The organism is Streptomyces sp. NPDC002888 (assembly GCF_042888465.1).
Classification (GTDB): domain Bacteria; phylum Actinomycetota; class Actinomycetes; order Streptomycetales; family Streptomycetaceae; genus Streptomyces.
On record NZ_JBIAPU010000015.1, the window covers coordinates 100,700 to 114,003 of the forward strand.

Below are 13,304 nucleotides of genomic sequence, written 5' to 3' on the forward strand. Positions count from 1 at the left end.
TGCTGGTCCCCCGCCGGGCATCCGCCCGGCGACCGGCACGGAAGGAGACGCGTGAGGCGCGCACCGCCCATCGCAACGGGCCACGGCCCCATAAACGCCGACGGCGCCTGAGAGCGGGAACTCTCAGACGCCAAACGGCCAGGACACCCGCGCCCCGGGAAGGGCGCGGAGATCACCCAACGAATCCGCTCTGGTCCCTTTCCACCAGCACCGGAACGGATCTGCTTCAAGGGAGAGTTTCGCATGCCGACTGCCCTGCGTGAAAGGCCGAAGACCCCGGCCAGCGCGGCAGCCTGTGCCCGTGCCACCCCGTCAGTGCGGCGGAGTGGCGGTGATGCCTGATGGCACGTATCCGCACCGTCAAGCCGGAGATGTTCGAGTCGGAGTCGCTGGCGGAGTGCTCGGTGACCGCCATGCTCACCTTCATCGGGCTGCTGACGCAGGCTGACGACTCCGGCCGTCACCGCGACCATCCGGCGATCATCGCCGGTCGGCTGTGGGCACTACGCCCGGAGCACACCGCCGCGCACGTCGCGCAGGACCTGGAGGAGCTGGCCACCGCCGGATTGATATGCCGCTACACCGGATGCGACGGACGCACCTGGCTGCACGTCGTGACGTGGGAGCAGCACCAGAGGATCAACAAGGCCACGGCGTCCCGGGTGCCGCGCTGCACCCACCACCAGGGCCACCAGCCGTGCGGAAAGTGCCAGACCGGCGCCTGCCCCACCACACGCACGGCACCGTCCGTGACAGCTCACGGAACCTTCCCGGAGCACTCCGGGAGCCCGCAGGGAGGGGTGCACCGCCCGGTCGCGGACGCCACTCAGCCCGCAGAGACCACCACGGGCCCCGGAGAGACGTTGTCCGTGCCGCAGACCGGCCCAGCTGCATCCGCTGCGGCACCGCCGGGGAAAAGTGCAGGTCAGACGGCGGTCCCGGAGTCCTCCCGGAGGACTACGGGAGGACTCCCGGAGGACTCCCGCTCTGGATCTAGGATCTTGGATCCTGGATCTGTACCTAGGGGGCGCGAGGCGCCCGCACCCGACGCCGTCTCCAGATCGGTCTCCGCGAAGGAGCTGGTCGCCGAGTACGTCCGGGACTGCCAGCGCCGACCGCCGGAGGACGTCCTCGGGCTGCTGGGGCGCAAGATCCGGGTTCTGCTGGACGAGCGCTTCGACCCGCAGGACATCCGCACGGCCCTGGATCGGCTGCGGGCCAAGGGCCTGCACCCGAGCGTGCTGCCGAGCCTGGTGAACGAGGTCGTCAACGCAGCCCCGCAGGCCACCTCGGCGGCGTCATCCGCCTCCGGCGCGGGGCCCTGGGCCAGCACCTCCGGATACACGCCCTACCTCAACCCGACCGAGCCGACGACGTTCGGAGGCCACCTGTGACCCGCGCACACCTCGCCGACCCTCAGCCCGCCATCGGCGAGCGGCTGCGCGCCCGGTTGGAGGCCAGGCTGACCGAACGCGGCATCGACCCGACTGCGCCGCTGCCGGACACCCCGGAACCGATCCCGGCGCTGGAGGCCGCGCAGGCGCGTATCCCGGTCGACTACCGCGACGCCGTGGTCGAGCACCCCGACGTCGCCGCCTGGGTCCGTTCCATCACCGAGGCCGCGGTCGAGCCGAACGCCGGCGGCCTCAACCCGCACTACGGCAAGGCCGGACGCCGGCGGATCGCGCACGGCCCGTCGCTGCTGCTGTGGGGCAGCACCGGGGCGGGCAAGACGCATCAGGCGTACGGCGCGATCCGGGCCCTGACCGCCGCTGGGTGCGGCGTGTCCTGGCAGGCGACGACTGCCGCCGACCTGTACGCCGACATGCGCCCGCAGTCCGGGGTGGACCCGGAGCACATGCTGCGCCGGATCGTGCGGGTGCCGCTGCTGCTGCTCGACGACCTCGGCGCCGCCAAGGGCTCGCAGTGGACGGAGGAGATCACCTTCCGGCTGGTGAACTGGCGCTGCCAGAACCGCCTGCCGACGATCTTCACCACGAATCTGCCGCCGGTCCGCGACCGGGGCGTGCCCCCGCAGCAGCCGGTCCTGCGCGACGTGATCGGCGACCGCGTCCTGTCCCGCCTGTCCGGCATGTGCACACCGGTCCACTTCAGCGGCCCGGACCGGCGCTTCCAGCGCCGCTGAACCGGCCGCTCTCGCAACCGACTTCACCTCCGGTGCGGCACCGCCGCGCCCCTGCCCCGCCTCATCACCGCGCCCACCCACGCTGGTGCCGCGCGACCGCTGAGGCGTACCCGGAGACTGACTTGCGCACCATCACCACGAACGACACCGCGCGCCCGACACTGCGCGGGATCGCCGACCACAGCTGGAACGCCCGGGGCTTGTGCTACGGCATGCCGGCCGAGGACGCCGACGAGCTGTTTTTCCACGCCCCACGCGACCACGAGGCCGCCTCGGAAGCCAAGTCCATTTGCGGCCGATGCCCGGTCAAGAAGGACTGCTTCAACTACGCCCTGGACAACGACATCCGGCACGGGATGTGGGGCGGGCTGACCGAGATCGAGCGCCGCCCCTGGCACGCCCGGGTCAGCAAGCGCCTCGACTACGCGCGGGTCAAGGCAGCCTTCCAGGGCCGCGACGTGCACCTCAGCGACGCCGAACGTGAGGCCGTCGTCCGCCACGCCTACGCCCGCGGATGGTCCCCCGAGCGCCTCGCCTACACCCTCCAGCTCGAACTCGACTGGGCCCGGGACCTGATGCGTCGAGCGGCCCATGCCGTCGCCGACCGCGACCGCTACTGGGGCCTGTACGACGAGGCCGAGCCCACGCCCGACGACGAGGAGGACGAGGCCACCTCCTCGCCCGTGCCCCGGCAGGTGCACACCCACGCTCTGATCACCGCGCTCGGAAGGGCAGCATGACCCACCCCACCGCCATACCCCTGGCTGCCGTCCCCTTCGGGCTGTCGCCCGTGATCACCGCCGCCGTTGCGCTGCCGGTCCTCGCCGTACTCGTGGGCGGGTGGCTTACCCTGCGCCGCCGCGACCGCGCCAGAACGGAACGGTCGTCTGCGCTGGCGGTGTGGGTCGCAGCGCTCGCCGCGATCGGCTGCACCGCTTACAGCGCCGACACCAGCTGGCGGTTCGCCGCCGACTACCTCGACATGGCCGGCACCACCGAGCGTGCCGCCATGTTCGGCGCCGCCGAACTGGCGCTGTTCGCCACCGCGCTGATGGCCCGCCAGAACCTCACCTCCCAGGGCGCACCGGGCCTGCCCGGAGTCCTGGTCTGGATGATCACCGGCGTGCAGGTGATCCCCGCCTACGCCGAGTCCGGCCCTGTAGGCGGGACCGTGAGGGCCTTCGTCGGCCCCATCATGGCGGCGATGCTGTGGCACCAGGCCATGGGTATCGAGCTCCGCCTACGCAAACCCGGCGCCGCCTCGCACGGCATCCTGGCCACCCTCGGACGGGAAGCACGCGAGCGTCTACTCTCCCGCCTCGGCATCGCCGAACGCGACCGGGACGCAGCCCAGATCACCCGCGACCGCGCCACCGCCAAGGCAGTCGCCCTGGCCGCCCGCCTGGCGGAACGTTCCGCCAAAGGCCGCCAGAGCTGGCGGGGACAGCTGATCACCCGGCGGCTGTCCAAGGCCCTCGCCAAGGCCGACGTCGGCACCGACCTCCAGCAGAGGCGCGCTCTCCTGGACCAGCTCGCCGCCCGCCGCCATGCCACCGCGCTCGCGACGGTCGACCTGCCCTCGCCCTGGACTCACCCGTCACAGGACGCAGACCACACGGCCCACGATCCCGTCCGCCCGTCCCTCGCCGACGGGGCGGCATCCGGGGACCGGCCGATCCGCCTGCTCACGGTCCCCAATGCGAACACCACACCGATCGGGGACGGTCCCGAAGAGGACCATGCAGATCCGGTCCCCGAGATGGCACCCGTTGAAATCGGGGACCGTCCCCCCGCGGCCCTGGAAACCGGGGACCGCACGCCGACTGGGGACCGGGACAACGCGCTCCCCGGGACCGACACCACACGGGACCGCACGGACGCGAGCCCGGAACACGGGGACAAAACCGCAGCTCAAAGCCCAGGTCTTCCGTCCCCGACGCCGGTCCCCAATGGGGACCACGATGCCCGCGACTCCGAAACGGGGACCGAGTCCAACGGGGACCGTCCCCAGCCGGTCCCCAACGAGGGGGACCACGGTGACCCCGACACCGGAACGGGGACCGAGTCGGACGGGGACCGTCCCCACTCGGTCCCCGCGCGCAGGAGGCCGAAGGCGTCCCGGAACCGGTCCCGAGGTGGTCAGGGCAAGCCGTCCCGAAGGCAGGGGAAGGTGAGTGTGGACCAGCTCGTCACCCAGCTCCGTCCCCACGTGCCCAAGCTGCTGGAACGGGACGGGAACGCCGAGGTCACGCGCAGCCAGCTCAGGGAGATCATGCGCGCCCACGACATCGGCATCCGCAATGACCGCCTTACGCCGGTCCTGGAGCGTCTGCGCCACGAAACGGCCACGCCCACCACGAAGAAGAGGAGTGCACGGTGAGGACGTGCCCGCGCATGTCGCACATCAAGTCCGACTTCGAGAAGGACATCCGCTTCCTGACCGCCTATGCGGAGCGCAAAGCCGGCGCCCCATCGGCCAAGACCAGCGCGAAGCAGGCGATCACGCTCAAAGGCAATATGGCCAGGGCGATGAGCCGGCACTTCGCCCGCTGCCCCGAGTGCGGCTGACACCTGCTTAGACGCAGGTCAGGCGACTCCACTGCACTCAATCGCTGCGATGGCCCGGCTTCGTGCGGGGCCACCGCCCCCTCCGGAAGGAAAACGCCATCCGACGCCCACGCCCACGGACGTACACCCCCACCGCCGCCGAGGCCGCCGCCTGGGCGGACGTCCTGATCCACCACCAGCTCCTGCACGCGGCAGTGCTGGCACCGAACGGCCAGTGGCTCGTCCAGGACACACCCGAAACGCGCGTCCGACTCCTCGACGGACCGGCCGCCATGTTGGACCTCGCCGCCGAAATCCAGCACCGCCTCCGCGCCACCAGGAACCGCACCCGATGACGAACTCGACTACGAGCCCCACTCCCACACCGGATGAGCCGGTCCCCAACTCGCTTGCTGAGCGAGCAAGTTATCGCAAGAGCATTGCTCCCGTCGGGAGCAATGCTCTTGCCTCCCCCGCCCCTGAAGTGGCGGGAGAAGTCCGGCGCCAGGGGGCGCCGAACGAGCAGGACGCGACCGAGGGCGGCTCGCGTCCGGGGGAAGAGCACACGCATACCTGCCACACCGAGCAGTGCGCCCACACCGCACCGTCGAAGCCGCACGTGCAACAGCGCGAGCGCCTGCGTGACGAACACAAGCGCGTGCGCCAGCCCAGCTGCCGCATGAACGACGACGAGTACCAGCTGCTCGCACGTGCAGCGTCCGCGTGCCGTATGAGCGTCGCCAGTTTCCTTGCCCACGCCGCTCTCAAAGCCGCCCGCGATCTCGACCGCACCGCCGCCGAGATCGCCACCGAACGCGAAGTGCTGAACGAGCTGTTCGCCCTGCGCCGACACCTCGGGCACATCGGCAACAACGTCAATCAGGTGGCCAAGGCCCTGAACTCGGGTGCGGACGTCCCGAACACGGTGGCGGTCCTCGACGCCGTGACCCGCGCGGCCCGCCGCGTGGACGCCTTCACCCGGCACTACCTGGAGACCGAGACCACCGCGGCATGATTCCCCGAGTCCACGATCGCGGGCAGCGCACCATCGGCCTGCTCTACTACCTCTACGGGCCCGGCACCCACGAGGAGCACATCGACCCCCACCTGGTTGCAGCCTGGGACAGCCTCGCCCCTGACCCCGGCCGCGACCCGAACGCCACATACGCCGACCTCCAGCAGCTGCTGGACATGCCCGTCGAGGCCCTCGCCAAAGGCCGTCGGCCCAAGAAGCACGTATGGCACCTGTCCGTCCGGGCGGCCCCCGAGGACCCCATCCTCAGCGACGAGCAGTGGGGCGACATCGCCCGGCGCATGGTCGCGGCCACCGGCATCGCCCCCGACGGCGACGACGCGGCATGCCGCTGGGCCGCCGTACGGCACGCCGACGACCACATCCACATCATTGCCACGCTCGTCCGCGAGGACCGCCGCCGGCCACGGCTGAACAATGACGCCGCCCGGTCCCAGGCCGAAGCCAGGCTGATCGAAGCCGAGTACGGGCTCAAGCAGCTCAACACCGGTGACGGCACCGCCGCCAAACGTCCCACCAGCGCCGAGCGCCACAAGGCCGAACGCGAGGGCCGCGAGCGCCCCGCCCGCGAGGAACTGCGCGAGACCGTACGGCAGGCAGTTGCCGGCGCCACGAGTGAGGAAGAGTTCTTCGACCGCCTGGCCGACGTCGGCGTACTAATCCACAAACGCGTCGCGCCCTCCGGCGACCTCCTCGGCTACAAGGTCGCGCTCCCCGACGACCGCAACGAAGACCAAGAGCCCGTCTTCTACGCCGGTTCCACCCTCTCCCCCGACCTGTCCCTGCCCCGTATCCGTAAACGCTTCTCCAACGACACCCCCTCACCGAGCGCCGACACCTCCTCGGACCAGGCCACCCCCCTGGCGCCGAGCGGCCCGGCAACCGCACGGCGACGGGCCGCCACGGCCACGTGGCAAGCAGTGCTCGTCATCGACGGCGGCCAGGACGCGGCGGTGGCCGCGCAGATCGCGGCGGCCGGGGAAATCCTGGACGCACTCGCCCAGACCTCAGCAGCCCACACCCGTACCCAACTGCGCGATGCGGCCTTCGCGTTCGAACGGGCCACCCGCTCTCACGTACGAGCTGAACGCGGGCACGACCGCGCCCTGCGCGAAGCCGCCCGCGACCTCGTCTACAGCGGACCCGCCCTCGGCCGCGGAGAGGACGGAGCCACCACGGCGATGCTGATCGACATGGCGTTCTTCCTCGTCACGGCCGCAGCCCACTGGCACGCGAAGAAGAACCACGCCCAGCAGGCCGCCGCCGCCCGCCAGGCCGCCGAGCACCTGCGCGCCGCCTACCAGGCCGCCGCCGGCATCCCATTGGGGGTGCTGTACCAGCGGGGACGGCATCTGTCGCAGCCACTGCGGCACAAGCAGGCTGCCTGCCTACGAGCGGCGGTGCCGCAGTTGGCCAAGCAGATCCTGGCTGAGCCGGGCTGGTACGCCCTCGCGGCCACCCTCGCCGACGCCGAGAGCGCCGGCCACGATCCGGCGGTGCTGCTGGCCGAGGCCGCCGCGCGGCGAGAGCTGGGCACCGCCGACTCCATCAGCGACGTGCTGGTGTGGCGGCTGCGCCGCATGGCCGATCTGCCCGCCGACGCGACCACGATGCCCATCGACTCCATCCCTACCTCGGCCAGTACGCCGGGGCGTGCGACAAAGCCCGCAGCGGGCCGCGGCGAGGGTCCGGGCAAGGCCCGCTGATTACGGAGTCTGAGAGTTGAAGCAGGTCAGGTGCATGAGGCACCCTCCTTGTGGACTGTCAGACGAAGAGAAGGAGAGCGGATGTTCGGACGTGCTCGTGCCCACCGTGAATTCCGTGAAGCCCAGCGTGCTGGCCACGCCCTGCTGCACACCATGCAGTCGCATCCCGGCTTCCAGCCTCCGGCACCCGCTGCTGATCAGGCTCCGGACCCGGCCGCGGAGGTGGCGGTGCCCGACTTCCTGCCGCCGGACCTGCGGGTCCCCTCGCGTCAGGAGGTCGAGGGCCTGATGATGCGCTGGCAGCAGCCACTCGTCATCGACGGCGAGGTCCGTTCGTGCCCCGCGTGCGGCGCATACCGGGACTGGATCATCTTCAGCATGTGCGACGACACGATCCACCTGCGCTGCCGGGCCGGCCACACAACGCCGGAGCCCCGCCTCGACCCGGTGTGGTTCAACCGCAACTCCGGTCCGGTCGATCACTTCCATCCCACCCTGGACGAGGGCCTGCGCCACCTCGGCCACTGAAGCCGGCGAAACCCCTGAAACCCCAACTCCCCTTCTCTCTGCCGGTGCCCGGAGGGCCGGCGCAGTCAGCCCGTCCGCTTCGCAGGCCACTTAGGGGTTTCGCATGCGCCTTCCCACCACGACCGTCCTCAGCCTCAGCGCTCTCGCCGCTCTGGTTCTGACCGGCTGCTCGACGGGCAGCACCACCTCCGCCGAGCCGGCCTCCCCCACAACCGCCGCGCCGCGCAAGGTGGGCTCGAATACCGCAGCCGCGGCGCCGCTGTCCTCGGCCGCACTGAGCAAGCGGCTCCTTGACGAGAGCGACCTCGGCGAGGGCTACAGCCGCAAGCCGCAGCGCCCGGCCACGCACGGCGATGTCACCGTGATCGGCTGCCCGGCACTGGCCAAGCTCGGCAGCAGCGCGGCCACTGGCACCGGCCTGTCCTTCCCCCGCCAGGCGAAGGCGTCCTTCACCTACTCCGGCGGCAGCGACTCCGAGGTGTCCGAGGAGCTGTACAGCGACACCGCGACGAAGCTTTCGCAGGGCATCGGGGAGATCTTCGACGCGATGACCGCCTGCCCCACGTACCAGCTCGTGTCGGGCAGCATCGTCATCGACATGGGTACGAAGCAGACGGCCGCCCCGGACCTGGGTGACGAGCAGTGGAGCCAGCTGCTCACCTACGCGGTCGGCGGGCAGCGCAGCGTCGTCAAGCAGACGGCGATCCGCACCGGCACGATTCTGGTGGTCCTGTCCGGGGCGCCCGCTCTCGTCGACGCCCATCTCGCCGACGCCGTCCAGGCGGCGCAGGCCCGCTGACACTCGACGCTCCGTCGCGCCCCGTTCTCCCCGCTGCCAGGCAGTGGAGAACGGGGCGTTCGTCATCCAGCATTACCGTGCTGCAGGGCCCTGCACACAGCGAGGGCCATGCTCCGGCTTCGGCCGTGGGCCATCCGGACGCTGTCGTACGAAGAGAGGTCACCGGCGTGGTGGACCATCCCACGAAGACCCGCGGGTGTTTCGCGTTCGTCACTACACCGCGCCGTGAGGTCGTGCTGCAGCTGCGGGACGACAAGGCCGGCATCGGCTGGCCGGGGCGCTGGTCGCTTCCCGGCGGCGGACGTGAGGCGGACGAGACGCCGCTCGAGACGGTCCTGCGCGAGTTGCTGGAAGAGACTGGCATCGTACCGACGGTGATCGAGGAAGTGGCTGTCACCGCCTACGCGGAGGGCAAGACGCCACCCCACGTGTTCGCCGCAGTCTGGGACGGCACCGAGAGCGAGCTGGTCCTCGGCGAGGGGCAGGCCCTTCGTCTGTTCCCGCTGGACGCTCTGCCGGAGCCGATGCCGCCCCATGTCCGGCACTACGTCGAACAGCTCGCACTGCGCCTGCCACCCCGTATGAACGACCCCACGCCACCCACATCCTCCGGGTTCCTGTGAGCACCGGGACGGAACGGCGCGGCCTGGCGCAACGAAACCGGGCCCGGTTTCCTCACCTTGACGAAGGAGGAAACCGGGCCCTTGGGTGACGCGGCGGTCAGGCACGGCGCGTCCAGAGCAGGCTGGTGCGTGCCGCTACAGGGGGTCATGGCAGCGTGGGCATGCCCGCCTCCGGCGCGTGCGGCCGTTCGATGGCAAGCAGGCGATCGGGGTGAAGGCCCAGTTCCACGATCTCGTCGGCGGCGGGGGCATAGACCAGGACGGCAAGTCGCCGACCCCGGCCGGGGTGGGTCACGGTCAGGACGTGGTGCTGGTCCGGGCAGCCGGAGAGCGTATAGGCGTCGCCGGAGTTGAGGCCATCGGCGCGGCCCTGGAAGGTGTCCAGTTCACGGCATTGGTCCCACCAGCGGGCGCGTGCCCTCATGTGGGGAAGCGCGGCGGTCCGCCGGTCGCGCTCGGTCCTCCATGCTCGGCGGCAGGGGGCGCATTCGTTGGTGGCCTCGGGGTTCGGTCCGGCCAGCGGCGTGTCGCACAGGCCGGTGCCGGTCGCGGCGTGGCGGCGGTGTCCCGTGACGAGATTGGCGTGGCCTTTGGGTGCCCACAGCAGGTCCTCGTCGCGCGGGCAGGATCCGTCGAAGGACAAGCTCACCTCGCCCGCGAGCCGGTGGAGGCGCTCCAGGGCCGCCGCGAGCGCCGAGCAGTTGGCGCACACCCGGCGGGCCGAAGTCGAGCGAGGGTCAAGGGACTTGCCGCAGTAGCCCAGCAGATGGCCGGGGATCGGCAGGTGGGCGGTGGCGCCCTTGCCGGTGCCGGCGGCGGGCCGGAGATCCCGTTCGCCGCCAAGGTGCGGCTGCGTGGTCAGGATCAGCCAAGCGCGTGTACAGCTCTGGCACAAAGAGTGCGTGGTGTTCTCCGCGATCGGTGCGAGATCGGTCGAGTGCGTAGCGCACACCGTCAACGGCTCGGTGCCGATCAGGACGCCGTGGTGAGCGGTCCCGTTCGTGGGAGAGATGGACAGCCGGATCACGGGCAGGGGCAAGCAGACCTCCAAGGGTCAGTGTGGGGCGGGTGGGTGACGAAAGGCTCGTCAGAGAAAGTCGAAACGGCCGGGCAGGGTGGCGAGCGTGCGCGCGTCCTCGGCCGCTCTGTCAGCCTCGACGCGGGCGAGCGTGACCGCGCATTCGCCGTACTCGCGCGCGTTCAGCTCTCCGGCCTCGGTGCACTGCCCGTCTTCGATGATGTACCGGGTCACCGTCCGGGCCGGGCCCGAGTCGGTGGGGGCATCGGACACCAGCGACAGCACCGACGACCCGCACCGATTACCCGCATCCTCCAGGGCCCGGTCTACCAGGCGCGTCAGGCGGTCAAAGCGCTCCATGCTCACCGGCCCGAGCACAAGGGTGTTGCCGCCCAGATAGAGGAGTTCGGCCAGCACTTCCCGGGCAACCAGCGGCCGGATGGCGTGCAGGTAGTGACGTCCCGGCCCGGCCGCCGCAATGGCATTGGCGACCGCAAGTCGTCCAGGGGACAGGTATGAAACCGACAGGTCGGTGTCCTTTCGCAGCGGAAGCGACCGCCCGGGGCGACGGGCGGCCGGCATGAGGAGGCGTCGTCGTCAGTCACGGCGCACTACGGTGAGCCGCTCTTGCGCGCCCTCGGGCAGGGTGCGCCGAGGCACGGGGACCGGGGAGGCGAGCGAGGCGGCGAAGGCCGCGACCAGGTCGTGCGGGACGCTGGCGCTGAAGCTGGCGCACCACAGATAGGGGGCGCCCAAAACAAGCTCCGCCCACGCCTGCCAGCCCATCAGATCGGGGCGCGGGTCGGCGTCCTGAATGAGCTTGGGCAGTTCCTCCAGCGACACGCTGGAAGCGAAGCCGGGGTCCGTGGCCGCGGTCGCGGGGCGGTCCACGTCCCGGATCCAGCCCTGTGAGACAAGCGCGGCCATGACCGCCTGAGGCCCGTCGAACCCGGTGTCGGGCGCCTCGCGGGCATCGAGCGCGACGAGGAGGTCGGCAAGCGCCTCGTGCGGGACGCCCGTGGTGAAGTAGGCGTTCCACTCCGTCAGGGCGCTCGCGGCATGCGGACGGGCGGACAACTGCCACGCCACGGGCAGTCCGCCGAGTTCAAAGGGGTAGCTGGCGAGGATCCACTCGGCGCCGCGCAGCTCGTCCGGGCTCACGTACAGCAGGGTGTGGCGGGAGGTCGGCCACAGCCGCCAGCCCAGGCCGGTCAGCAGGTCGCCGATCCGCTCGCCGAGCGCGCCGTCGTCGCCGGCCAGGTGGCGCGGGGTGACCCAGTACACCGCCTCCTGCGGGTCGGGGTGGGCAGGGTCGTGGGGGTGGTGCGGGTACAGAGGCGCCTCCGTAGGGTCGTTGGTGGTTCAGCTGCCGTCGTCGCGTGGCCCGGTCGCCCTGCGACGGCGACGTGCGGGAGCCTCGGTCGGCTCGTGCCAGGTGAGTTCGACGGCGACGTCCGGTGGGAGGTGGCCGACCTGCTCGGCGTCCTTGGCCTCGGTGATGAAGACCAGCGGGTCGCCGTTCTCATCCTGGGCAGCGATCACCCCGCCGATACGGTGGGCCATGGGAAAGAGCGGGTTGATGGCGAGCCGGGCCGTCGCTTCACGGTCGCAGGTGGACAGAAGGTCGACGAGTTCGCCTACGGTCATCTCGTGCAGATGCGGTTCGTCCACAGCGTTCTCCTCGCGGTAGCGGACAAGGGTGTCCCGACGCTGGGCAGGGTATGCGGCGCGCAGGGCGCCCGGTGGTGTGGCGCCGGCCCCGCTGTTCAGAGCGGCTGGGAGGTGGCGAGGACCTGGGCCACGGCAGCGGCGACGATGGCCGCCGGAGTCTCGGTGTCGAACGACATCCGGTACCCGCGGACCTTCGCGGTGCCGGTGACCGCGATCACCCAGCCCTCACCGTCGGTGCCGGGACGACCCGTCGGGAACCATCCGAGGTAGAAGCGCCCGTCCTTGCTGTTCACATGGACATCGGCGCGGTCGTCCACGACCAGCTTGAAGTCGGCGTCCGTGAACTGGTCGGTCACCAGCGTCGGCTGGCCCGGACCGAGGTTCCAGGAGCGCAGCCTCAGGGCCTCGACAGTCGCGGCAAATCCGGACTGGGTAACCTCCACGATCACCGACATCACCTCTCTGACCTGGCATTTTCCGGGAAGGCGTCTACGTTGACATGCTCCAGAAAGCGTTGGCCAGTCCTTCCGCGTTCTTTCCTGTCTGCCTCAGGCGAACTTTGTCCCTTGTCATCTTGTAGGGTTCAAATTTCGTGTCGCAATCTCACGGCTGGTGCCGGATGGAAGTCGGATCCGACGTGGCGCCGAGACATGCAGGTGTCCTGTCGCACTGAGCCTGTCGGATTCTCACTGCTTCTCGTTCGTGCTGTCGGATTCTCATTGCGTCGCGCGCTGAGCGACGACGTTTGCCCCGTACACAGCGGACTGCGGACAGGGTTTGTTCTTGGACCAGATCAGCCGGCGGCCGTGTGATCAGAGCAGGGCTCGGATGGCGTCGCGTTGCTCTGGCAGGCCGACTTCCCTGAGCCAGCGGAATTTGTTGCCAATGTTCCCAGCTCATCAATCACCTGGCGGACGGTCGCTCTGGCAAGACCCAGCAGTGAGATCGGATCGTCGAGGGACAGTCAACGTTGGCCAGGGTCCAGTTCCAGCCGTCGTCGCGCAGGACGCCTTCTGCGCCGTCGCAGGCTGACTGTCAGTGCTGGGTGCCATGCTTGTTTGCGTGGCTTTGCTCTTGATGGCCGGCGCTGCTGGGCAGCCCGGTTCTTGCGGCGGAGTCGGCTCGGGCTGAGTGACAGTCCTTCGGCTCACGAGGCTCGGGCTGCGGTGTACGCGGGGCGGTGTCGGTGAACCCGAGTCCGTACTCTACTGGCGGTGGGGGCGTGACCTTCGA

Annotated in this window: 16 protein-coding genes; 11 read left to right on the forward strand and 5 right to left on the reverse strand. The window is 70.4% G+C overall.

The genetic code is table 11. From position 1 onward, the window contains the following. Positions 1–341: 341 nt before the first annotated feature. The 11 genes from ACFYWX_RS24385 (at position 342) to ACFYWX_RS24435 (ending at position 9,382) form a co-directional block, all read left to right on the forward strand. The gene (locus tag ACFYWX_RS24385; RefSeq protein WP_389426199.1) at positions 342–1,394 is read left to right on the forward strand and encodes a hypothetical protein; all 1,053 of its coding nucleotides are present in this window, start codon (positions 342–344) and stop codon (positions 1,392–1,394) included. Further along, positions 1,391–2,146 (forward strand): ATP-binding protein, encoded by a 756-nt coding sequence (locus ACFYWX_RS24390; protein WP_389426200.1) that lies wholly within the window; start codon positions 1,391–1,393, stop codon positions 2,144–2,146. The genes ACFYWX_RS24385 and ACFYWX_RS24390 overlap by 4 nt, the downstream gene beginning before the upstream one ends. A gap of 122 nt (positions 2,147–2,268) precedes the next feature. Continuing rightward, on the forward strand, positions 2,269–2,886 hold the full coding sequence (locus ACFYWX_RS24395; protein ID WP_220645595.1) for a WhiB family transcriptional regulator: 618 nt from the start codon (positions 2,269–2,271) through the stop codon (positions 2,884–2,886). Beyond that, positions 2,883–4,526: a hypothetical protein gene (locus ACFYWX_RS24400; RefSeq protein ID WP_389426201.1), complete on the forward strand. Its 1,644-nt coding sequence runs from the start codon at positions 2,883–2,885 to the stop codon at positions 4,524–4,526. Before ACFYWX_RS24395 ends, ACFYWX_RS24400 begins: the two co-directional genes overlap by 4 nt. A gap of 14 nt (positions 4,527–4,540) precedes the next feature. Next, complete coding sequence (locus ACFYWX_RS24405; RefSeq protein ID WP_389426202.1) at positions 4,541–4,714, forward strand: hypothetical protein; 174 nt, start codon at positions 4,541–4,543, stop codon at positions 4,712–4,714. A 62-nt stretch (positions 4,715–4,776) separates the two neighbouring features. Then, a complete protein-coding gene (locus ACFYWX_RS24410) occupies positions 4,777–5,049 on the forward strand; it encodes a hypothetical protein (protein ID WP_389426203.1) in 273 nt (90 codons plus the stop codon). A 128-nt stretch (positions 5,050–5,177) separates the two neighbouring features. Further along, on the forward strand, positions 5,178–5,708 hold the full coding sequence (locus ACFYWX_RS24415; protein ID WP_389426204.1) for a plasmid mobilization protein: 531 nt from the start codon (positions 5,178–5,180) through the stop codon (positions 5,706–5,708). Next, positions 5,705–7,432 carry a relaxase/mobilization nuclease domain-containing protein gene (locus ACFYWX_RS24420; RefSeq protein WP_389426205.1) on the forward strand — a complete coding sequence of 576 codons (1,728 nt, stop codon included), beginning with the start codon at positions 5,705–5,707 and terminating at the stop codon, positions 7,430–7,432. The genes ACFYWX_RS24415 and ACFYWX_RS24420 overlap by 4 nt, the downstream gene beginning before the upstream one ends. 81 nt (positions 7,433–7,513) lie before the next feature. Further along, positions 7,514–7,960 (forward strand): hypothetical protein, encoded by a 447-nt coding sequence (locus ACFYWX_RS24425; protein WP_389426206.1) that lies wholly within the window; start codon positions 7,514–7,516, stop codon positions 7,958–7,960. 103 nt (positions 7,961–8,063) lie between these two features. Further along, on the forward strand, positions 8,064–8,759 hold the full coding sequence (locus ACFYWX_RS24430; protein ID WP_389426207.1) for a hypothetical protein: 696 nt from the start codon (positions 8,064–8,066) through the stop codon (positions 8,757–8,759). Positions 8,760–8,926: 167 nt separating this feature from the next. Beyond that, entirely contained in the window at positions 8,927–9,382 is a 456-nt protein-coding gene (locus ACFYWX_RS24435) for an NUDIX domain-containing protein (RefSeq protein ID WP_389426208.1), read from the forward strand. Positions 9,383–9,527: 145 nt separating this feature from the next. On the opposite strand, the gene ACFYWX_RS24440 is transcribed toward ACFYWX_RS24435, so the two are convergent. The 5 genes from ACFYWX_RS24440 to ACFYWX_RS24460 all read right to left on the reverse strand — a co-directional run bounded on the left by ACFYWX_RS24440 (position 9,528) and on the right by ACFYWX_RS24460 (position 12,520). Beyond that, positions 9,528–10,421, reverse strand: coding sequence for a hypothetical protein (locus tag ACFYWX_RS24440; RefSeq protein WP_389426209.1), 894 nt, complete (start codon positions 10,419–10,421; stop codon positions 9,528–9,530). A 48-nt stretch (positions 10,422–10,469) separates the two neighbouring features. Then, a complete protein-coding gene (locus ACFYWX_RS24445) occupies positions 10,470–10,982 on the reverse strand; it encodes a hypothetical protein (protein WP_389426210.1) in 513 nt (170 codons plus the stop codon). A gap of 15 nt (positions 10,983–10,997) precedes the next feature. After that, positions 10,998–11,684 carry a DUF317 domain-containing protein gene (locus tag ACFYWX_RS24450; protein ID WP_389426211.1) on the reverse strand — a complete coding sequence of 229 codons (687 nt, stop codon included), beginning with the start codon at positions 11,682–11,684 and terminating at the stop codon, positions 10,998–11,000. Between the two features lie 78 nt (positions 11,685–11,762). Continuing rightward, positions 11,763–12,071, reverse strand: coding sequence for a hypothetical protein (locus ACFYWX_RS24455; protein ID WP_389426212.1), 309 nt, complete (start codon positions 12,069–12,071; stop codon positions 11,763–11,765). Positions 12,072–12,166: 95 nt separating this feature from the next. After that, on the reverse strand, positions 12,167–12,520 hold the full coding sequence (locus ACFYWX_RS24460; protein ID WP_389426213.1) for a DUF317 domain-containing protein: 354 nt from the start codon (positions 12,518–12,520) through the stop codon (positions 12,167–12,169). Between the last annotated feature and the right edge of the window lie 784 nt (positions 12,521–13,304).